The 20,362-nt window shown below is 37.4% G+C and carries 16 protein-coding genes; 10 read left to right on the top strand and 6 right to left on the bottom strand.

The genetic code is table 11. The features are described 5' to 3' along the window. Positions 1–16 precede the first annotated feature (16 nt). A complete protein-coding gene (locus tag ACTWP4_RS04195) occupies positions 17–1,534 on the bottom strand; it encodes a bifunctional metallophosphatase/5'-nucleotidase (protein ID WP_443127510.1) in 1,518 nt (505 codons plus the stop codon). Positions 1,535–1,812: 278 nt separating this feature from the next. Between ACTWP4_RS04195 and ACTWP4_RS04190 the strand changes: the two genes are divergently transcribed. Beyond that, complete coding sequence (locus tag ACTWP4_RS04190; protein ID WP_443127509.1) at positions 1,813–2,469, top strand: DUF4396 domain-containing protein; 657 nt, start codon at positions 1,813–1,815, stop codon at positions 2,467–2,469. 219 nt (positions 2,470–2,688) lie between these two features. Beyond that, positions 2,689–3,495, top strand: coding sequence for a LysM peptidoglycan-binding domain-containing protein (locus ACTWP4_RS04185; protein WP_443127508.1), 807 nt, complete (start codon positions 2,689–2,691; stop codon positions 3,493–3,495). A gap of 254 nt (positions 3,496–3,749) precedes the next feature. Here the strand turns inward: ACTWP4_RS04185 and ACTWP4_RS04180 are convergent, their stop codons facing one another. Beyond that, a complete protein-coding gene (locus ACTWP4_RS04180; protein ID WP_443127507.1) occupies positions 3,750–4,148 on the bottom strand; it encodes a VOC family protein in 399 nt (132 codons plus the stop codon). Between the two features lie 92 nt (positions 4,149–4,240). Further along, positions 4,241–5,215, bottom strand: coding sequence for a helix-turn-helix transcriptional regulator (locus tag ACTWP4_RS04175; RefSeq protein ID WP_443127506.1), 975 nt, complete (start codon positions 5,213–5,215; stop codon positions 4,241–4,243). 169 nt (positions 5,216–5,384) lie between these two features. On the opposite strand from ACTWP4_RS04175, the gene ACTWP4_RS04170 reads away from it, so the two are divergent. Further along, the gene (locus ACTWP4_RS04170) at positions 5,385–7,184 is read left to right on the top strand and encodes a M3 family oligoendopeptidase (protein ID WP_443127505.1); all 1,800 of its coding nucleotides are present in this window, start codon (positions 5,385–5,387) and stop codon (positions 7,182–7,184) included. A 967-nt stretch (positions 7,185–8,151) separates the two neighbouring features. Here ACTWP4_RS04170 and ACTWP4_RS04165 read toward each other — a convergent pair. After that, the gene (locus tag ACTWP4_RS04165; RefSeq protein ID WP_443127504.1) at positions 8,152–8,568 is read right to left on the bottom strand and encodes an Lrp/AsnC family transcriptional regulator; all 417 of its coding nucleotides are present in this window, start codon (positions 8,566–8,568) and stop codon (positions 8,152–8,154) included. Between the two features lie 107 nt (positions 8,569–8,675). Here ACTWP4_RS04165 and ACTWP4_RS04160 point away from each other — a divergent pair, with 107 nt between their 5' ends. The 4 genes from ACTWP4_RS04160 to ACTWP4_RS04145 all read left to right on the top strand — a co-directional run bounded on the left by ACTWP4_RS04160 (position 8,676) and on the right by ACTWP4_RS04145 (position 11,638). Beyond that, entirely contained in the window at positions 8,676–9,728 is a 1,053-nt protein-coding gene (locus ACTWP4_RS04160) for an oxidoreductase (RefSeq protein ID WP_443127503.1), read from the top strand. 287 nt (positions 9,729–10,015) lie between these two features. Continuing rightward, on the top strand, positions 10,016–10,468 hold the full coding sequence (locus tag ACTWP4_RS04155; RefSeq protein WP_443127502.1) for a MarR family winged helix-turn-helix transcriptional regulator: 453 nt from the start codon (positions 10,016–10,018) through the stop codon (positions 10,466–10,468). A gap of 18 nt (positions 10,469–10,486) precedes the next feature. Then, a complete protein-coding gene (locus ACTWP4_RS04150) occupies positions 10,487–11,005 on the top strand; it encodes a GNAT family N-acetyltransferase (RefSeq protein WP_443127501.1) in 519 nt (172 codons plus the stop codon). Positions 11,006–11,026: 21 nt separating this feature from the next. Continuing rightward, positions 11,027–11,638: an FMN-binding negative transcriptional regulator gene (locus ACTWP4_RS04145; RefSeq protein WP_443127500.1), complete on the top strand. Its 612-nt coding sequence runs from the start codon at positions 11,027–11,029 to the stop codon at positions 11,636–11,638. Between the two features lie 514 nt (positions 11,639–12,152). Here ACTWP4_RS04145 and ACTWP4_RS04140 read toward each other — a convergent pair. After that, positions 12,153–15,563, bottom strand: a complete 3,411-nt coding sequence (locus tag ACTWP4_RS04140) for a family 16 glycoside hydrolase (protein WP_443127499.1) — start codon at positions 15,561–15,563, stop codon at positions 12,153–12,155. Positions 15,564–15,677: 114 nt separating this feature from the next. Further along, complete coding sequence (locus ACTWP4_RS04135) at positions 15,678–16,274, bottom strand: TlpA family protein disulfide reductase (protein WP_443127498.1); 597 nt, start codon at positions 16,272–16,274, stop codon at positions 15,678–15,680. A 459-nt stretch (positions 16,275–16,733) separates the two neighbouring features. Between ACTWP4_RS04135 and bla the strand changes: the two genes are divergently transcribed. The 3 genes from bla to blaI all read left to right on the top strand — a co-directional run bounded on the left by bla (position 16,734) and on the right by blaI (position 20,164). Continuing rightward, positions 16,734–17,633, top strand: a complete 900-nt coding sequence (bla, locus tag ACTWP4_RS04130) for a class A beta-lactamase (RefSeq protein WP_443127924.1) — start codon at positions 16,734–16,736, stop codon at positions 17,631–17,633. A gap of 352 nt (positions 17,634–17,985) precedes the next feature. Further along, positions 17,986–19,758, top strand: a complete 1,773-nt coding sequence (locus ACTWP4_RS04125) for a BlaR1 family beta-lactam sensor/signal transducer (RefSeq protein WP_443127497.1) — start codon at positions 17,986–17,988, stop codon at positions 19,756–19,758. A gap of 22 nt (positions 19,759–19,780) precedes the next feature. Then, positions 19,781–20,164, top strand: a complete 384-nt coding sequence (gene blaI, locus ACTWP4_RS04120; protein WP_443127496.1) for a penicillinase repressor BlaI — start codon at positions 19,781–19,783, stop codon at positions 20,162–20,164. Positions 20,165–20,362 lie beyond the last annotated feature (198 nt).

Raw genomic sequence — 20,362 nt, 5'->3', positions numbered from 1 at the left:
CCATCATCCTATCAGATTACCTATCAGAAACCGTGATCCTTCCTTCTATTGTCTCATGAATTACCTCTGAATTTTTAGCATACTTAATCAACACTTCGACATCTGTTCGAGCATTTGTTTCATCAACAACTAACATACTCTGATTAAACATCGTAAACCCGTCTCCACCATTAAAAATATAGTTGGGCATTGCTACTGTATAGTTTTTTTGTGAGTCAAGCGGTTCATTATTTACCAAAATATTAGCTACTCTTGATCCTTCTGGGTTATTTCGATCATAGGAATATTTCATACCTGAAACTTGTAAAAAGCCTCCTCCCAGATTTTCAACGTTGGATACTCCGTTTTCTAGAGCAGCGCGAATAGTTGCTCCTGTAACACTAGCCAGGATTACTTTATTTCGAAATGGAAGAATTGAATAGGCATCACGTAATGTGAATGCACCTGTAGGTACACTTGCACGAATACCTCCACCATTCATAAACCCAATGTCTGCATTAAAATAAGAGCGGTAACTATCTGCAACAAAATTACCAATATTCGTCTCTTGATATCTAGACTCATGGTTATCCCCAGAGATTAGTGGCGTTTCTAATTGCGCTATTGATTGTCCTAAATCTTCCTCCAACTTGTTCTCGTAGTAATCTGCAAACGCCTTTAATTCTGAATCCTCAGGCACGGTGTGATCAATCTCTATAATTTCTGGATTCAATTGAATATTCTTCCCTTTCTTATTAACATCCAATCGGATTACCGAGCCAATATTACCTTCCGGGGCAAAAATATAACGACTATCGTATTCATATATATAAGATTGATTTTCCGCTTTTTCTTCTGTAAACACAGCATCAATTGCAGGAATAGCTGATAATAATTGTTTATCTTTCTCTAAATTTTCCTGTGTTAAAGCAATAATAACATCCACTTTTTTTGTTTCCGTCATCTTCGCAACTGCATTTTTGGCTGACTGAATGATATCCTGCTGTTCAACCTGGTCATCAACTGTTGTCGTATTCATATTATCAGTCAGTCCAATTACTCCAATTTTAATTCCACGTTTATTAAAAATTTTATAGGTTGGAACATCGGCAAATGAGTTTCCTTCTACACCTTTTAAATTAGAAGAAATCCATGGAAACTCTGATTCCTGAACTAACTCTTTTGTAACTTGAGTACCGAAATCAAAATCATGCTGTCCAAAGTTTGCAACATCAATATTCATTCGATTAAAAGCTTCAACAATCGGAAATCCTTGGTAAACTCCACCAAATAGCGTTCCTCCTCCTAAGTCACCACCAAAGGCTATAAGCGTATGTTTATTCTCTTTTTGAACATGGTCAATAGCAGTTTTAAGCCTAGCCACCCCACCTCGGTTCCCATAATCGTTAACAACCGGACTCACTTCATGGGCATCATTAAAATAAAGAATGGTTGCTTTTCTAGGGCTATTCTTTGCATCAACGTTTACTCCACCTGTCACAAAAGAACTAACCATTACTACCAATAATAACAGAACAAAAACAAGCCTTTTCATAAGTATCCTCCTCTAATTTCCCACTCATATAAATTTCGTAACTCTATCATTTCTTAATGAAAATTCTAGCAGATGAATGTTAAATAATAGTAAGATTCTTGTGAATTTTATTGATGCAAAAGAATCAATTTTATTCAAAGTTATTGCCGACCATTCGCCGGATTACTTGGATAAGAGTAGTTGTATTCCTGTCTATTGCGTTGACTCTATACCCTTAGGAGTTTACGAAGTTTAAACGTATACAAACCAGGTTATCAAATGAATAAGGAGGGGATTCGATGCTAGAAGTGATTGCTTGGATTTCCATTACAACCGGAGTTTTTTCCGCTATCTGGATTTTAAGTGATATTGTTCGTCACCCTCAGATGATGGATATTATGAATATAGTATGGCCGGTAAACGGACTTTTTTTCGGTCCATTCGCAATATGGTTTTACTACAAAGGGGGCATATTAAAATCAAAAGATCGTGACATTGATGACAACCGAGGAGAAGGTGCAAGGGTGTTCATGTCGACAAGTCACTGTTCTTCTGGTTGTGTGCTCGGTGATGCTTTTGGCGTACCGATTGTCGTATGGACAGGTCTCACCATTGCCGGTTCAGTGTTATTCGCCCATTACTTAGTTGAATTCATTCTGGCTTACTTATTCGGAATTGCCTTTCAATATTTTGCGATTTATCCAATGCAAGAGAAAAAGGACAAGACCAGAGCTCTCAAAGAAGCCATTAAAGCTGATTCGTTATCATTAATTGCTTTTGAAGTTGGCATGTTCGGTTTTATGGCATTAGTACATTATGTATTGTTCACAGAACCGCCGAAACCTTCAACAGGTACTTATTGGTTCATGATGCAAATTGCTATGATCCTAGGCTTCTTGACTAGTTACCCCGCTAACTGGTGGTTGGTGAAAAAAGATATCAAAAAGACAATGTAAGAAGAAAAAGTTCTACCTATCGCTTAGGTGGAACTTTTTAACGTTTTTATATATTAATTGATAGGAGAATAACAGTGCATCACATGTTATAACTGCAAGAGCTTGACCTTAAACTTTCTGACTATTTGAACTGGTTTCTGGATCTTAACATACCATACACATCCGCCCGTATGACACATATCATATAAGTATCTTATGTAGGTGTTAGGAGATGATAGTTTGAGTATTGCAAGTGGTACGTATTTCATTTATACAGTCCAGCCCGGTGATACACTTTATGGAATAGCGCAAAGATTTTCCAGTACCCCACAAGCAATTGCAAATGCTAATTATTTGTATCCTCCTGTAGCTAATCCCGATATGATCTTTCCAGGGCAGCTGTTAGTTGTCCCTGCTAATTATACAACCAACAATAGCCTTGCATTGTACGTGGTAACACCAGGGGATATGCTTTCCCATATCGCTATACGGTTTTCAACAAGTTTAGATTTGATTGCTGGAATTAATCCGGGTATAGATGATCCAAACGTTATTTTTTCGGGTCAACAACTGCTTGTTCCAGCATTAATTTATAATGTAGAGCAAGGGGATACAATTTACCAACTTGAGCAACGTTTTGGCATTCCAAGGTCAAGTATTATACGGGCCAATTTAGACCGCCCAGGCTTTTCAGCTGATACTATTTGGCCGGGGTATTCTTTGATTATTCCACTACCAACTTCGGAAAATATTGCTGTAGCAACTCCTCTACCAGGAACCATAATTCAAAGCGGACAACAGGTTTCAGGATGGGCACGGGCATTTGAAGGAAACGTTCTTCATCAGGTTCAAGACAGTAATGGCGTAGTCGTATCGAGAGAACGATTTGTTACTGCAAGTCAAGGTGCTCCAGCTTATGGCTGGTTTCAAAGCTCACTGCCATTTGATAGGCAGCCTACTACGAACGTCGGAGCGGTTTGGGTGTATACACGTAGTGCAAGAACGGGAGAAATACAGGATTTAGTACAACTAAAAGTTTACTTCTAGTTTGTTTGTATAGCTCATTTCATTAACACCCTATCCGACTGATTTACGGATAGGGCTTACTTTTACCTTTACTATTAACTACATAATTATCCAAGGTTTTCTATTTATGTAAACCTCTCGAAGCCTCTCATATTAAAATGGGCGGCTTAATTTTAACCAATGAATTAATATTAATGAAACTTTAAAGATGAGAACATCTTCTGTAGCTGGATGGATACTTCCATCCACACAGAACGGAAACTAAAACACTCTTATCATTCGTCTCTACCTAACATCGTATAGATTTCTATCAAGTTTCCATCCGGATCACGAAAATGAGCAACCCGAGCACCCCACTCTGTACGATCATGAGGTGCGTTCACAAACATGATGCTCTTTTCGTGTAAATACTCGTAAGATCTATCGACATCTTCCACTTTAAACTGAAACAGGAATGTTGATTGTGCTTCTGCATCCACAGGTTTATTTTTTTCCCCGACTCCTTCAGCCATTACATTTCGAGGTAAAAGCTCAATTTTGGTTTCTCCCGTGTCAAAGAGGGCATACTCCATGTCTTCCTCGTAAAGGTTAATTGGTAATTCCAGTTGGTTTTTGTAAAAGGAAACGCTTTTTCTAAAATCTTTGACCAAAAGTCTAATTTGCAGTAGTTTCAATTTCATCACCTTCCAAATAGTAAGATTGTTTGATCGACATTCATCCCCGACGACCTTGTCTTACTATAAAACAACTTGACTGACAACTACGGTCAGTCAAGTTCAGTTTTTTTATAATGGTGAAGTAATTTTGAAAGAACCTCAACTAATTTTCCCTTTAAAAAAGTCGGTTCCAACACTTCCACCGCTGTTCCATAAAGAAGTAAAAAATTAGGAAGGTAAGTCGAAATGACCCTTTCATCAAGTTTAAAATAAACCCGATCTTTTGATCGTTCCACAATCGCGTGTCCAAATAACCAATGATCACAGAGATCATTAATGGCATGCGGAGCACCTTGAATGCAAATCGTCAATAGTTGGTCTTGTTTTTCCCAATCAGGTAATAGATTTTGAAGGAAAAACTGACGAGTTGAAAAACTCTCTGGCTTTTTGAATGTAGCATCTGTGACGGTAAGGAATTGAATGCGATCCACTCGAAAGCTGCGAATGTTACAGCGTAAATGGCAATAGGCGATGGTATACCATTTTCCCTTCCAATACGTCAATCCATATGGATCAACTCGACGTTCCTGCAAAGAGTCTTGGTATCCTTTTTGATATACCATAATGAGGGTTTTGCCATCCGCCACTGATATTTCTAACTCTTGAAGAAACGAATTCAAAGAAGAATCAGGTATAGGATTAATCACATCAAATCCCTTTTCGTGACGGACAATTTCTTCTGATTGATCCGGATTTGTGTATCTTTTCAGCTTGGAAATCGCCCGATTCAACGCGTCACCGAAGGGATAGCCTGCCTCTTCCGCAAATTTAGCCGCATGGACCAGTGCCTTTTGTTCCTCCATGTCAAAAAAAAGTGGAGATTTAGTCAAGTCATGGAGTAAACGATACCCACCGTTATGCCCAGAATCAGCTATAATTGGAACACCACTGGCACACAACGCATCGATATAACGGTAGACACTTCGAATATGGATCTCAAGTTCATCGGCCAATTGTTTAGCAGTTATTCGTTTTTTCTTTTTTAGCAACCATAAAATTGCGAGCATATTATCAGCCTTGGACATATTACACCTCTTAAAGAAAATTTAAAAACTGTTGTCACGATTATCTCATAATTCGGAATATTTTCGTACAGAACTTCGAGAAATTAAGACTATCATGTTGTTAGAAGGATTATGTTTTTCAATTATGAATGGAATGTATACAATAGTAGCAAAGGGAGTGTGATTGTATATGAAATATCTTGATACATGGGATTTAGAAACGATTTTCCCTGGAGGTACTAAATCCAAGGAGTTACAAGCAAAGCTAAAAGATGTACAACAACAAATTAATGAATACCAATCTTTATTAAACAAGTGGGATTATAAAACACAACCAATTGAAGCTTTTAAAGCGATTCTACAAAAAAGTGAGGCAATTGAAAAAGGGTTAGCTCAGTCCTCCACATTCGTTCAAATGTGGCATGATGCATATATGAATGATGAGCATGCGAATGTTGTAAAAGGGCAAGTGATGGAGCTTTATAGTGAGGAACAAAAGCTTTCCAACACCTTTACAAAAAGGTTAGTTGAAATTCCAAATGATAATTGGACTAAGCTATTAGAAGATAAAGACTTAAATGAGATTTCTTTTGCTTTAAATGAAATTCGTGATGAAGGGAAACGTCTACTATCTGAGGGAGAAGAAGAGCTAATCGCAGAGCTAAACAAAGATGGGCTTGTGGCATGGAGTAGTTTGTATGACACAGTCGTTTCTATTATGACGATTCCATTCACTGATAGTAACGGAAAAACTACCGAACTATCTGTGGGACAAGCGATGAATAGAATGTATACAGATCCAGATCCTGAAGTAAGGAAACAATTATTTGAAAATTGGGAAGCAGCATGGGCGAAGAATGGTCCCATTTTTGCAGAGACGTTAAATCATTTGGATGGCTATCGCATTACACTACAAAATAAACATCAATATAACAATCACTTAGAAGAACCATTAAAATATAATCGTATGACAGAGGATTCGCTAAATGCGATGTGGTCAGCTATAGCAAATAATAAGCAACCTTTCATAGATTTCATCAAACAGAAAGCAAAACTATTAGGTATGGAAAAACTAGGCTGGCAGGATGTCGACGCTCCAGTAGCATTAGGTGATGTGAAGCCTACACGTTTTACATATGATGAAGCTTGTGATTTCGTTATCGAAAACTTTGCTTCCTTTGGTCCGAAATTAGCAGACTTCGCCAAACATGCACTAGAAAATCGTTGGGTTGAAGCTGAGGATAGAACAAATAAACGACCGGGTGGATATTGCACTAGCCTTCCTGAGTTTGGTGAATCCCGAATTTTCATGACATTTACTGGTTCAACATCTGACACTAGTACATTAGCACATGAATTAGGCCATGCTTTCCATAGCCATGTTATGGAAGACTTACCGTCATTAAATCGTATCTATGCCATGAATGTTGCTGAAACGGCAAGTACGTTTGCAGAGACGATAATTGGCAATGCAACTGTGGCAAATGCAAAATCTGAGGAAGAGAAGATTTCCTTATTAAACACGAAACTAGAAAATGCAACCGCAATGTTTATGAACATTCATGCTCGATTCTTATTTGAAAATGCCTTCTATCAAGAACGTGCTAAAGGGATTGTTTCTGAAAAAAGATTAAATGAATTAATGGTTGAAGCACAGAAGGAAGCTTATGGAGATAGCTTAGCTAGCTATCATCCACACTTCTGGAGCAGCAAGCTACACTTCTTTATTGATGATGTACCATTCTACAACTTCCCATACACATTCGGATTTCTATTCAGTTTAGGTATCTATGCAAAATATCTCAAGAATCCAGAAGACTTTGAGGAAAAATACATTGCCTTACTACGTGATACAGGCTCGATGAAAGTAGAAGATCTTGCCGAGAAACATCTTGGTGTAGATATCACAAACGAGGATTTCTGGGTAGCTGGCATTCAATTAATGGCAGAGGATGCAGAAGAATTTATTCGTTTGACTGATAAGGTGTAATTGTAGGTCAAGAAATTTAGGCAGCACTCTCTTAAAATGAAATACCCGCATGATTTGATATTATGATTTCATGTAGGTTTGTATTTATTTATGTTTCACTACTTAGGAAGTTGATCATGGGAACAAATTGAGCGTCATCTATAAACGACTTATGTAAGTTAGGTTTGTTAAAAATTCCGTAATCGGGTATAATATAAATAGAAAGTCATATCATAATAAAAACCGCAGACGCTCCAACGTCTACGGTTACAATAGACTGAACCCCATTAAAAGGGGCTAGGCAGACTTTAGGAAAATAATCCCTCGGCGCGCCTGTCAAGCACATGAGGGGTTATTTTTTATCATTTTTATTGGACATGATATACGCAACTAGCATCCCAAAAGAGATCATTAGCGTTAAAACGTTCTCAATATCCATAAGCAACACCTCCCTCCCGGGAAGTCTCCTAACGAGACTAACGGCAGGACAACTGGTGCTACCTAACCCCCTCACGTGAAGCCGATCTATTGATAAATCTATTATAACATTTATGTAAATTTAAAGAGGGATTCGACTAATTTATTGCCATAATCAAGAATAATAGGAAAATGAATGACAACATATTAGAACTATAATTATTTCCAAATTTCCCATTCGGCAGACATTATATAAATAATATCTTAAGACCTCATTTATACAACTAACATTAATATAGCCTTTCCTACCATAGTTCAACAAAAAAATCATCTAAAATCCTTGGTTATGAAGGGTTTTAGATGATTTGCCTTTGTTGATTCTACTATGATTAAATTGTATTTAACGCAGACTTAAATCGTTGTCAGATTTTACCAGGACCACTACTATTAAACCAAGTGTAGCTTGAATTTTTATTCCTAATTATAAAAAAGGTTGATAGATTTTATTCATTTGTAATATCTATCAACGGGCTTGTTAAAAGTTCTCTTTTTTCACTAGTTCAAGTATTCTCTAATTATCACAAACGTTATATTTTCCTAAAACAGAAAGTATATTAGAAAACGCAAAGTTAGTTGTATCTTTAGAGATTTGCTCTAACTCATCCATTTCTTCACAAACAACTTCAGCTAAATAGTTATACTCTCCACTTATTCTCCATAAATCTATGATATTACTGTTTTTATTACAATAATTTGTTAACCTTTCACAGCTAGTTGTTTTAAATAAAACAAAACCATGAATCCCTTTATTGAGTTCTTTATTATTTACCTCTATTGTATAGCGCTTTATAACATTATCCTTTAATCTCTCTATTCTAGTTTTAACAGCAGGAGATGACATGTTTATTTGTTTACCAATATCAGTATATGTAAGTCTCGAATTTCTCTTTAATAAATTTAAAATTTGATGATCGATATGATCTAACATGCTCTTCCCCCACTTCTTTAAATTTTAAAGTTTTTCATAGTATATAACTTAAATATCCCATTGTAAACAGAACCGTATAGAATTAGAATTCTTTATGAGGTGATAATATGACATGTTCTATCTTTTCCGATTACAGCATTGGAAACTTAAATCTTGATAACAGAATTGTAATGGCTCCAATGACAAGAGGATTTGCTGATAATCAAACAGGTGAAGTCAATTACCTAATTGCCGACTATTATGGAAAGAGAGCAAGATATGGTGCAGGGTTGATCATTACAGAAGGTATTGCCATAAATGAATTAGCCAAAGGAACGTATGGGATACCAGGAATATATACACACTCTCAAACTCTGAGTTGGCAAAAGGTTACAAGGGAAGTTCATAAATATAATACAAAAATCTTTGCACAGCTTTGGCATGTAGGCAGATTAAGTCACCAGGAAGTTTTAGGAGGGCACGCTCCCGTTTCACCATCTGCCTTAGCTGCAAGTGGCTTCGTTCATAGATTAAGGCAGCCATTCCAAACACCTAAATCTTTGAGTAAACAGGAAATATATAACATTATAGATGATTATAAAATTGCAGCAAGAAATGCTATGGAAGCTGGTTTTGATGGCATTGAAATACATGCAGCACATGGTTATCTCATTGATCAATTTATAAGTGAAAAAACGAATCTCCGTCAAGATGAGTTTGGAGGTTCTTTAAAAAAGAGGTTAAGATTTTTAGATTTAATTATTAAACAAGTAAAGAAAGTTGTACCAAAAAATAGAATCAGTATTAGAATATCTGAAAAGAAAGACGACGATAAGGACTATACATGGGAACAGCCGGAAGAAATAGTACTCGCTATAATTGAGGTACTCTCCAAACATAAGATAAAAATCGTGCACCCCTCTGTAGAAAATTATGGTTATGCACTTAAAAATGATAAAAGATCACTTCATGAATTATTTAGACAATACTGGGACCAAACCATCATAGCTGTAGGCAATATAGATCCTGACGAAGGAAGTTCCATCATTAAGAAAAAACAGGCAGACTTAGTGGCATTTGGACAATTATTTATATCGAATCCTGATTTGGTCATTCGTCTTAAAGCGAAACAAGAACTTTTTCCGTATAATACAAAGAATCAATTAACATATTTAAATTAACGACGGAAATTTCTGGGTTTGTTGATGGCCAAAACGCACCCTGTGTTTCTACTAATGTGAGAGATGAGCTATGATTAAAACAGCCTTCCCTCCCAAGAAAATCATCTAAAACCCTTGGTTATGAAGGATTTTGGATGATTTTTTTGATTCTACTAGATTGAATTATATTTCACTTTAATCATCTCTTCATCATTATTTTTTATTGCATATGCAATAAAATTATGTTAAGTTTAGCATATGTAATTATTGTTGCATTTACAACAAAAATGGCAAGTAAGGAGTTAATTATGAAGGATATTCTTCGTGAAATTGGAATGATAGCAAGGGCGTTAGATTCTATAAGTAATATAGAATTTAAAGACTATGATCTTACAAAAGGCCAGTATTTGTACATGGTCCGAATATGTGAAAACCCGGGAATTATTCAAGAAAAGTTAGCTGAGATGATAAAAGTGGATCGAACAACAGCAGCTCGTGCTATCAAAAAACTTGAAATCAATGGCTTTATTGAAAAGAGAGAAGATAAAGATAATAAAAAAATTAAAAAACTCTTTCCAACTGATAAAGGGAAAAAGGTTTATCCTTTTATCAAAAGAGAAAATGATTATTCCAATATCGTTGCACTAGAGGGGCTTTCCGATAGAGAAGTAGAAACCATTTTTGAACTTCTACAGAGAGTAAGAAAAAATATAGAAAAAGACTGGGAATTTGTAAAAAAGGGAAATAAGAGAAATTATTGAATATATAAAGGAGCAGTTATGACTATAAATATAAAAAAGTGTACCCTTGAAGATTTACGAAAACTACAAGAAATTAGTTATGAAACATTTAACGAGACATTTAAGCATCAGAATTCACCCGAAAATATGAAGTCCTATTTGGAAAGGGCATTTAACTTAAAACAATTAGAAAAAGAATTATTAAATACTTCTTCCCAATTCTTTTTTGTTTATTTTAATAATGAAGTCGCAGGCTATTTAAAGGTGAATATCAATGATGCTCAGTCTGAAGAGATTGGTGATGAATCACTTGAAATTGAGAGGATTTATATAAAGAACAACTTTCAAAAACATGGCCTGGGTAAATATCTGCTAAATAAGGCGATAGAAATTGCGGTCGAATCTAATAAAGCGAAAATCTGGCTAGGCGTCTGGGAAAAAAATGAAAATGCTATTTCTTTTTACAAAAAAATGGGGTTTGTTCAAACTGGAGTCCATTCATTTTATATGGGTGATGAAGAACAACAGGACTTAATAATGACGAAAACTCTCATATAACTTTTGGAAAGGTGGATGATGATGTATATTCCAGAACACTTTAAGGTCACAGATGAAACAATAGCTTATGAGATTATCAAAGAACATAGTTTTGCAACACTTTTTTCTCAACACAATGGAATGCCATTTGCAACTCATTTACCGTTAATTTTGAACAAGGAGAAATCATACTTATATGGACACTTTGCTCGTCCAAATCCTCAGTGGAAAGATGTTACTAACCAAACCGTTCTAGCTATTTTCCATGGTCCTCATTGTTATATCTCCCCATCTTGGTATGAGACGAATAAAGCTGTACCAACATGGAATTACGTAACCGTTCATGTTAATGGAGAAGTTGAACTTTTAGAGGACGAAAATGAGTTAGCAGATTCCTTACATGAAATGGTATTGAAATATGAAAGTCCTGACAGTTCATACAGATTAGATGATTTAGATGCTAAGTTCCTGGGTGCTCTGAACAAAGGCATTCAAGGTTTCAAAATTAAAATTAATAGAATAGAAGGAAAAGCTAAGTTAAGTCAAAACCATTCTTTAGAGCGACAAGAGCTAGTTATTAATCAACTAGAACAAATTTTGAACGCAGATGAGCAACAGATTTCCTCATTAATGAAGGCAAATCTAAAAAAGTAAGGTTTAATGTTCTTGCACTAACCACGCATTCCATAACGATTCTTTCGCAATCAGGCGCTTTCATGAAGTAACTAAAGCCTAATTTCTCACTTACAATACCGAGAAATTAGGCTTTTAATATTTGATTACCATTAAAGATAGTGAATTAGAGGGGTTTTTATTGGCAACAAGTTGGAGAATGGAGAAAAATCTACGATACATTAAAGCAAATAGACATCCTTATCTTAACCTGAAGATGAGGCTATTAATGCCTTCACTGTTCAAGAAATATCTTATAGTCTGCACCTGCCATGCAGACTATTCAAAGGCTGCCGAGAATTCTCGACAACCTGAGAACTAAATAATAAAATTGCTGGGTTCAACTATTATCCATTCCATTTATTATTGGCTACTGACTGTTTTGTTCAATAAGAGCCATTTTTTTGCAACGGTCTGACCACTATATAATCCAGTTCATAAAATCCTTGATCCTTCATGAACATAATCGTATTTGTACCTTTTTTCAAAGGGACCTCTATTTTCGTAGCCATGAAGCGCCGCAGCCTTGTGTACCTTGATATGTCAACGAGTGTACTTCGCCATTGACAATCATTTTGCCCGTCGAGGCATTGAATCCATTTCCATTGGCAAACCAAATATCGACATTATAATTTCCCGCTTCAGGAACAACAACTTGATTGAACTTCACATAGCTTTCGGCAAAATCAATGCCGCCTACATAGCTTCTCCCAGATGCATGGGGTGCGTTCGTTCTTACTTCTGCACGGGATATGTCGGCTTGTTCTGCTTCATATTTGGCTGCCCCAGTATCTGCCAAGCTCTCTGTCACTTCAGGGAAATAGCTAATACGCAGATTTTGCGCTCCATATGGAATCAATTCAATATTTTCAGTCGGCTCTGTTGAAAGAATTGGTCCAACAGGCGGTTCGGCTGCTTCTACGTTATTAGCTGCTTTACCCCATGTTGGGATTTTTTTCGCTTTAGCTACCAGCTTAACTGGTGTCGTTGTTTGCTTGAACGGGTTCTCAGGCATTGGTCCTGTAATCACATCGATGGATTCCTCTGGATGCTCCCGGTCAATGAGCAAACCGTAGTTCCATGGATTTTCCGCCTTTACACTATACTCGTTAAAGCCTAAAGCAGACGCATTGAATCCTGGCACTTCAGCAATTGGCTTGTTTTTAACCTGCCAACTCTCATTCATTTGGAGGGAATACACAAGCGGACCGCGTTCAATACCAATGGAATTATTGACCCATGTTGTCGTTTTCAGCTTCATCGGCACTTGAAGAACCACTTTGTCACCGCTCTTCCATTTTCTGTCGATGCTTACATACTCTCCTGCTTTCACAGCTTTCACAGGCTCTCCATTTACAGTTACGGTAGGATTAACCGACCATGCCGGAATACGGAGTTTGAGTGGGAACTGCACCTTTTTTGATGTGGTTACCTCAAAGTTGATTTGATCTTCAAACGGATAATTTGTGGTCTCATTAATCGTAACGTTTGAATCTTTCAGTCTCACTGATACCTGGCTCGGACCATAGGCAATGACCCCAATACCTCCGTCTGCGGATGCTGCCCACATATTCTTCACTAAATACGGCCAGCCCATATGCATATTGAAACGGCAGCACGGAAAACCAGAAGTTGGAGAAGGCATCATAGCGTTGGAATAATTTTGTTTAAAGCCATGATCTGCATAGTTGCTCTCTACTTGATTAGGTAAGGAATAATATTGATGGTTCTTGATTTGCCTATCCATAGCTCCAGGAAGAGAATTGAAGGCTATTTTTTCCAAAGCATCTCCAATGTGCGGATCGCCAAGAATCATCGCAACTTCCTCATTACTTTGCATCCGCTCTGTAATAGCGCAAAGTTCTACTCCCTGTGTGGAAGAAATTCCAGCAAGCATTTCGGTACCGGAAGGCATGCCGGTTATCTGATTATGATTAGATAGATTTTTCACTCCCGCTTCGAAAGCATCACGATCGTTTTCAGAATGCGAACGCTGGTAATAAATAGCAGGCATTTTAATAGCTTGATTCACATTAACCGTATGAGTTGGATGGAAATCACTTCCGAAATCCTGAAACTTATTTTTGTTAAAAATATCTGCAATTGGATAACCCTGTCCTGCTAACATATCTGCCAGATCAAGCAAGAACTTGTCACCCGTATGGTTGTACAACCATAAGACGGTATCTATATTATCTCCAACACGTATTTTCCCCCATTCCCTTAAAGGCTGGGTAGGTAAATGAGTGGATTGATACTTAAAATAATTTGTCATAAACGGAAGAACGCGTTCATCACCTGACGCTTCATAATAATCTTTCAGCGCATAAAGTGCTACCATGCGAGGCCACCAATCGTCATTCATAGTTGGACCGAAAAAACCATCCTCACTTTGACTCTCCAAAATGGCGTTAATCCATTTTTGAGAAGTGGCGATTAGATCCCTATCATTCAACGTATATGCAAGAGGAATCAAGCCTTTCAAATAATAAACGGGTCTTTCCCAATCAGATTCCGGCGCTGTGCCTCCTAGCCATGCTGCATCTGTTCCCAATTCGTTATACAGATCCTCCGCATAACCGGTAGCCCCGTCGCGCTGGAGCTCAAGTTGCTTGAGAAGCCAGCCTTTAGCCTCAACTGAACCAAGAGGCAACGGAGTAAACGGTGTCTCTACAAGCGGATTTTTGTTTGTAACAGATTCTTTGAAGGTTTTTTCAGGTATTACATACGCACTTGCAATAAAATTATCAAAGAAAGCTTGGGATTGGTGAATCTGTAATCCAACTCCACCTTTAACGTTATGAACTCGGCTTTTATCACTATATTCGATGACTGGAGTACGTGTATTATTTACGTAGACCTTAATAGTATTTTGGCTAGTTACGACTTTCAGATGATAAAACTTATTCGGATCGATACTATCAAACACTTTCGATGTTTTCAGGACCTGCCGCTTGTTATTTTTCATTTGATTAAGAGTTACTTTGCCATCGCCGCTTATTGCAGCATAAAAGCCGCGTACATTGTCTTTTTCCGGTGGGGAACCATTCTTTATTCCGAATAGAAGACCTGCGTCTCCATTTCCCGTATCCGCAGACAGTCTTACATTAGCTTCCAAAGTCAGGTCATCGAAATGCATATCCTTAGCGAGAATTTTATGGCTCTCACCCTTATTGACCTTTAGGGAACCTGACACTAATCCCCAACTACCATCAACGATATTCCATGTGTCGATAGTCTGCTCTGGAGCAATGTCGAACTTATCCAAGAATAAGCTGGTGCCATCCATGGTACTAGCCATGAAGTTATCATAAGTGGGCTGGGAATTGTAAATTCTAACTCCGATGTTCCCTTCTGTATAAGTGCTATCAGTTTGTTCAAGCACTAAGTCTTTATTCAAATAGACTTGAATTTTGTCGCCAACAGCAGTCACCTTTAAATGATAGGTAGTATTGGGCTTAATTGTAACAGCAGACCGTTTCAATTCGTTCCAGTTGTTGTCCATACGCCCTAGAAACACAGACCCGGTTCCATTAGCTGTCACCCCAGCGTAATAGCCTTTGACATTGTCAGTACCTGGTACAGCGCTATTAACCCGAAATAATACCCCTGCATCACCATTCTGGTCTGCGAGGCTGATATCAGTTTCCAAAGAAAAGTCTTTAACAGTTGTGTTATTTGCGATAGCTTTAAATCCAGCTCCTTTACTTACAGTCAACTTTCCTGAATCAATTGACCACGGGCCTTCAACCACATTCCATTTATCATTGATTATTGTTTTATCGAAATGGTCTGAGAAATAATCGTGTATTTCTTTATGCTCTGCTCCTTGAGCTGAAAACGGAAAAACAATCGATACAAATAAAGTCAGTATAAGAAACTGAACAATCGTTACTTTACCTTTCAATGAATTCACCTCTCATTATTTGTTATTCAAATAAACACTATTACTCTTACAGAATTTTCCTACGATCCATCACCTCTTTTCAAAAATTAATTTCTATAAAAATACTTATCTAAATTACTGCTCAGCAAGTCGAGCAATCTTCTCACCCAGCTCAACCGGGTCCACCAAATGAAACGTATCGACAATATAGCCTTCTTTATCGATTAAGAACATGGTAGGCAGCGTATGGAGTTCGTAAAGATCAGCTGCGTGCTTATGCTCATCAAGCAAAATTGGGTATGGAATGTCGTTTTTCTTAATAAAAGCCTTAATATTTTCAGGCTGTTCTTCCGTTGTCACATTAATTCCATAGAAATCGATTTGATTTTTATACTGCTCATAGAGCTTCCTAAGCTCCAAAGCTTCGACCGAGCAGGCATCACACCAGCTTGCCCAAAAATTCAAGACGACAGGTTTTGCTCCTTTTCCTCCAATTGAAATATAAGCTGAATCATTAAGTGATTTCAGTGTAAATGGAGGTGCTTTGACGCCTGTTGATTTCCCCACTTGGTTAGAACCTGCCTGGTTTACTATTTTTTCCAAACCTTTCGCATCTAAACTCTTGACCTCACCTTTATCTACCCTGTCGGCTACTATGCTGTTTACGGCCTGAAGGGTGGCAAAGGTTAAAACGAGTAAGATGGCAATACATAGCCATATGTTTTTCTTCATAAAAAAACTCCCTTTTCCCCCTCCGTAATCATAGCGCTTTCATTTTATAATTGAGGGATAAGTAGATTATAAATGGTTTCATACTGCATGTATTTACAATAAACATAGACTTTTTGTGATTTTCGGCAGAAAAATAGAAATTTAGCAATAAAGGTATAGATGTATCTATTACGAGTGCCTATTATGATGGGGCAGTTAAATGAATATAAGTAGTATCAAGCACTTTGAAACACAATCTGGAAAAAACCTCAAGCATTGTTTTCAATTTCTTTAAATAATTTTAAGGTTGCTTTTCGTTGATTACAAATGTAATATTGTATTACAGATGTAATCTAATAAATAAAAAAGGGGGAATATATGCTGACAAGAAAAGATTAGAATAGGAGAAGACAGATAAGAAATTTATTCTATATAGAAAGAAGGTATTATATGGGAACCATAAGTTCATACAATTCCAGCATGCTTAAGTTTATATTTTACATAGCATTGCTGGCTCTACCAACACTTACCGCATGCACAAATGCAGACAATAAAGCCGATACATCATCTGGAAAGAAAACCGATACCGAGCAAACCATCAATAAAGATGAAGAGTTTGCCCAGGTAGAGAATGAATTTGACGCCCGACTTGGCGTCTATGCTATCGATACAGGTAGGAACCGAACCGTTGAATACAATGCGGATGAGCGTTTCGCATATTCATCCACTTTCAAATTACTAGCAGCAGCAATCCTGCTTAAGCAAAAGGAAATCAAAGATCTTGAAAAAGTCGTTACGTACAGTAAGGATGATTTGGTTACTTATTCTCCGGTTACCGAGAAACACGTGGATACCGGAATGACACTGTTAGAAATTAGCGAAGCGGCTATTCGAACAAGTGACAACACCGCTGGAAATCTATTACTAGAGGCACTCGGAGGTCCTGATAAGTTTGAGCAAGTCTTACGAGACATCGGTGATGACGTTACCGAGTCCGAACGATATGAAACCGAATTGAATGAATTTACACCGGGGAGCAAAAGTGATACCAGTACACCGAGAGCTTTGGCTACCAACCTGAAAAAAGTCGCACTTGGTGATTTTCTTCCAAGTGATAAGCGTGATTTGCTTATCGATTGGATGAAAGGAAATGCAACAGGGGATGCACTTATACGCGCAGGCCAACCTGAAGGATGGATCGTTGGAGACAAAAGCGGAGCAGGGAGTTACGGTACAAGAAATGACATTGCCGTTGTATGGCCACCAAACAGAGAACCAATCGTCATTGCAGTTATGTCCCGGCATGATACAGAGGATGCAGAATATAACAATGAGTTGGTTGCAAAGGCTGCTGAAATCACACTAAACGCTTTAAAATAAGAGAAGCTGAAAGCACACATGTCTGTCAAAACTGGCATGTGTGACTCTCTTTCATCGATTTTGTTTAGCTTTTTCTAATGACCAGATTTGTTTGTATGAGTGTAGAACTTAGACTTTGCTTCATTCAGACACTTTCTGTTTGGGCTCAAAAGTATCCATCTACAGACTTTTCTATCGTATTTGCTAACAACATCGTTTCACTTTGATACATGCCCCAAATAGTTTACATACCAATGAATTTTACCTCATCTATCACTGCTCATGTAAACTCATCATTCAAGCAGCTATTGACCTAGTGGTAAAATTGAGATACTTTAAGTAAATAACTTCTCGGTTAAGGAGATGAAGTAAGATGTCTGCCCTCCACCTAGCTTTAAACATGTTTATCTCTTCTTTCGTAGTCATCATTATCATGCTGATCCGAAAGATTTTCAAAAACCAATTATCATCCAAATGGCAATATAATTTATGGTTTATTTTACTGATTGCATTAACACTTCCCTTACTTCCAATCCATTTATTGGATTTCGGGACAAAGTTCACGTGGAGTGGGAATCAAAAGAGCATTGCGTCATCGTCCAATCCCACTACTGAAAATCTCGTAACAGAAAGCGGAAGAAATTGGATGCAAGATTTCTCAATCTCTGTTAACCGGTTTGACCTGACACTTTTAAACCATTTCATAACAATTATATGGATTACGGGTATGCTAGTGATGATCGCTTTAACCGTTAACGCATGGATTCAACTATGGCGAATAAAAAAGTCCACAAGCATTGTAGAAAATCAAGAGATTCAAACGTTATTCGAACAGTGCAAACAAAGCCTCCACATTTCGCAGAAGCTTGTGTTGGTGAATTCACCGCTTATTAAGTCGCCACTTACGTTCGGTATTTTTAAAACCTGCATTATTCTGCCACGTCATGCTGAAGAATGGCTGTCCAAGGATGAACTGAAATACATTTTGTTGCATGAATTAAATCACTTTAAATATAAAGATCTTGCTACGAATTACTTGGTTGTCCTGTTCCAGATTTTGTACTGGTATAACCCATTGATTTGGATTGCCTTCAGGGAAATGCGATTAGACCGGGAAATAGCCTGTGATAGTGCCGTCTTAAAAAGGCTCGATCAAAACCATTATACAGCATATGGAAACACAATCATTAAGTTTGCTGATAAGCCCTCTTTTCAAAGCCAGTTCGCAATGGCTAACCAGCTTGCTAGTTCCAAAAAGCAAATAAGAAAAAGAATTGAAAGAATTGCAACCTTCACAACAGAATCAAAGCTTTTAAAACTGAAAAGCATCATAATTTTCATACTGCTGGCGGGGATTGTCATAAGTCAGGTACCCGTTATCTCTGCAATTTCTTATGGTGAGGATCGAATCAATTTTGATTATAAACAGACCGTGTATGAGGATTTAGGCACATTTTTCAATGGATATGATGGTAGCTTTGTGCTCTATGATTTGCAGAAAGCGCAATATCTTATCTATAATAAAGACAAAAGCGTGTTACGGGTTTCACCGAATTCCACGTATAAAATTTACAGTGCGTTATTCGCTTTAGACTCTGGTGTGATTACACGACATCATACCTCCATGGAGTGGAATGGGAAAACATATCCACACGATGCCTGGAACCAAAGTCAAAATTTATTTTCCGCAATGGAAAACTCCGTGAATTGGTACTTTCAAAAGCTAGACAAAAAGTTACGGAAAGAAAATATCCAAGCATATTTTCAACAAATAAATTACGGAAATCAAAATGTGTCTGGTGGAATAGACGACTATTGGCTAGAATCCTCTTTAAAAATCTCACCGATTGAACAGGTGCAGACACTCAAAGACTTTTATACCAACCAATTTGGATTTGATGAGAGGAACGTTGAATTAATAAAAGATACCATAAAGCTAGAGACGAAAGAAAATGTTACACTATATGGCAAAACCGGTACAGGAACGATCAACGATAAATATGTAAATGGCTGGTTCATAGGATATGTTGAGGCGAAAAACACCACCTATTTCTTTGCAACCAACATCGAAAGCGACCATCACGCTAAAGGCAGTATAGCTGCTGACATTACAAAATCCATTTTGGAAGACAAAAACATTTATTAAATACGTAAAGGCAGGGATTCACGTGACGAATAAAATACCCACTATTTCAGAATCGGAATGGGAAGTATTGAAAGTGCTTTGGCAAAAAGCACCGCGAACAGCCAATGAAATCATTTCATCCTTGCCGGCAGAAACGAATTGGAAGCCGAAAACCGTACGTACCCTGTTGGATCGACTCACTAACAAAGAAGTCATCGGTGTTAACAAGGATCAGCGCGTCTATACATTCTATCCGCTATTTTCTCAAAACGAATGCCAGCGCGCCAAAACAAAGTCTTTTGTGAAACGCTTCTATGACGGGACCTTAAAATCGATGCTCGTTCAATTTATTCAGGATGAGGACTTGTCCGAAGATGATATTAAAGAGCTGCGATCTATTTTGGATAAGAGGCAGAATAAAAAATAAGACTTACCCTTTTCATTGAAGGTTTAATACCTTCTAAATAAATGGGATGGTAACCGAGCAAGGAAAAAGTGTATCAATTACTAACAATTCGGCAGATAATTATCTAAATATAAGACCAAAATGTTAACATAGAGTTTCTAATGGGCACATATCCTATTTTAGATTTGCGCCCGTTTCTTTAAAAGAGGTCAAACAATT

It is taken from the genome of Gracilibacillus sp. D59, from assembly GCF_052246695.1.
Classification (GTDB): Bacteria; Bacillota; Bacilli; order Bacillales; family Amphibacillaceae; genus Gracilibacillus.
This window is presented reverse-complemented; position numbering and strand designations above follow the sequence as displayed.

Coding starts and splice junctions, on each gene's coding strand:
- ACTWP4_RS04190 (WP_443127509.1), top strand. CDS start 1,813: ATGCTAGAAGTGATTGCTTGGATTTCCATTACAACCGGAGTTTTTTCC.
- ACTWP4_RS04145 (WP_443127500.1), top strand. CDS start 11,027: ATGTATATTCCAGAACACTTTAAGGTCACAGATGAAACAATAGCTTAT.
- bla (WP_443127924.1), top strand. CDS start 16,734: ATGCTTAAGTTTATATTTTACATAGCATTGCTGGCTCTACCAACACTT.
- ACTWP4_RS04175 (WP_443127506.1), bottom strand. CDS start 5,215: ATGTCCAAGGCTGATAATATGCTCGCAATTTTATGGTTGCTAAAAAAG.
- ACTWP4_RS04135 (WP_443127498.1), bottom strand. CDS start 16,274: ATGAAGAAAAACATATGGCTATGTATTGCCATCTTACTCGTTTTAACC.
- ACTWP4_RS04150 (WP_443127501.1), top strand. CDS start 10,487: ATGACTATAAATATAAAAAAGTGTACCCTTGAAGATTTACGAAAACTA.
- ACTWP4_RS04195 (WP_443127510.1), bottom strand. CDS start 1,534: ATGAAAAGGCTTGTTTTTGTTCTGTTATTATTGGTAGTAATGGTTAGT.
- ACTWP4_RS04165 (WP_443127504.1), bottom strand. CDS start 8,568: ATGTTAGATCATATCGATCATCAAATTTTAAATTTATTAAAGAGAAAT.
- ACTWP4_RS04155 (WP_443127502.1), top strand. CDS start 10,016: ATGAAGGATATTCTTCGTGAAATTGGAATGATAGCAAGGGCGTTAGAT.
- ACTWP4_RS04170 (WP_443127505.1), top strand. CDS start 5,385: ATGAAATATCTTGATACATGGGATTTAGAAACGATTTTCCCTGGAGGT.
- ACTWP4_RS04160 (WP_443127503.1), top strand. CDS start 8,676: ATGACATGTTCTATCTTTTCCGATTACAGCATTGGAAACTTAAATCTT.
- ACTWP4_RS04125 (WP_443127497.1), top strand. CDS start 17,986: ATGTCTGCCCTCCACCTAGCTTTAAACATGTTTATCTCTTCTTTCGTA.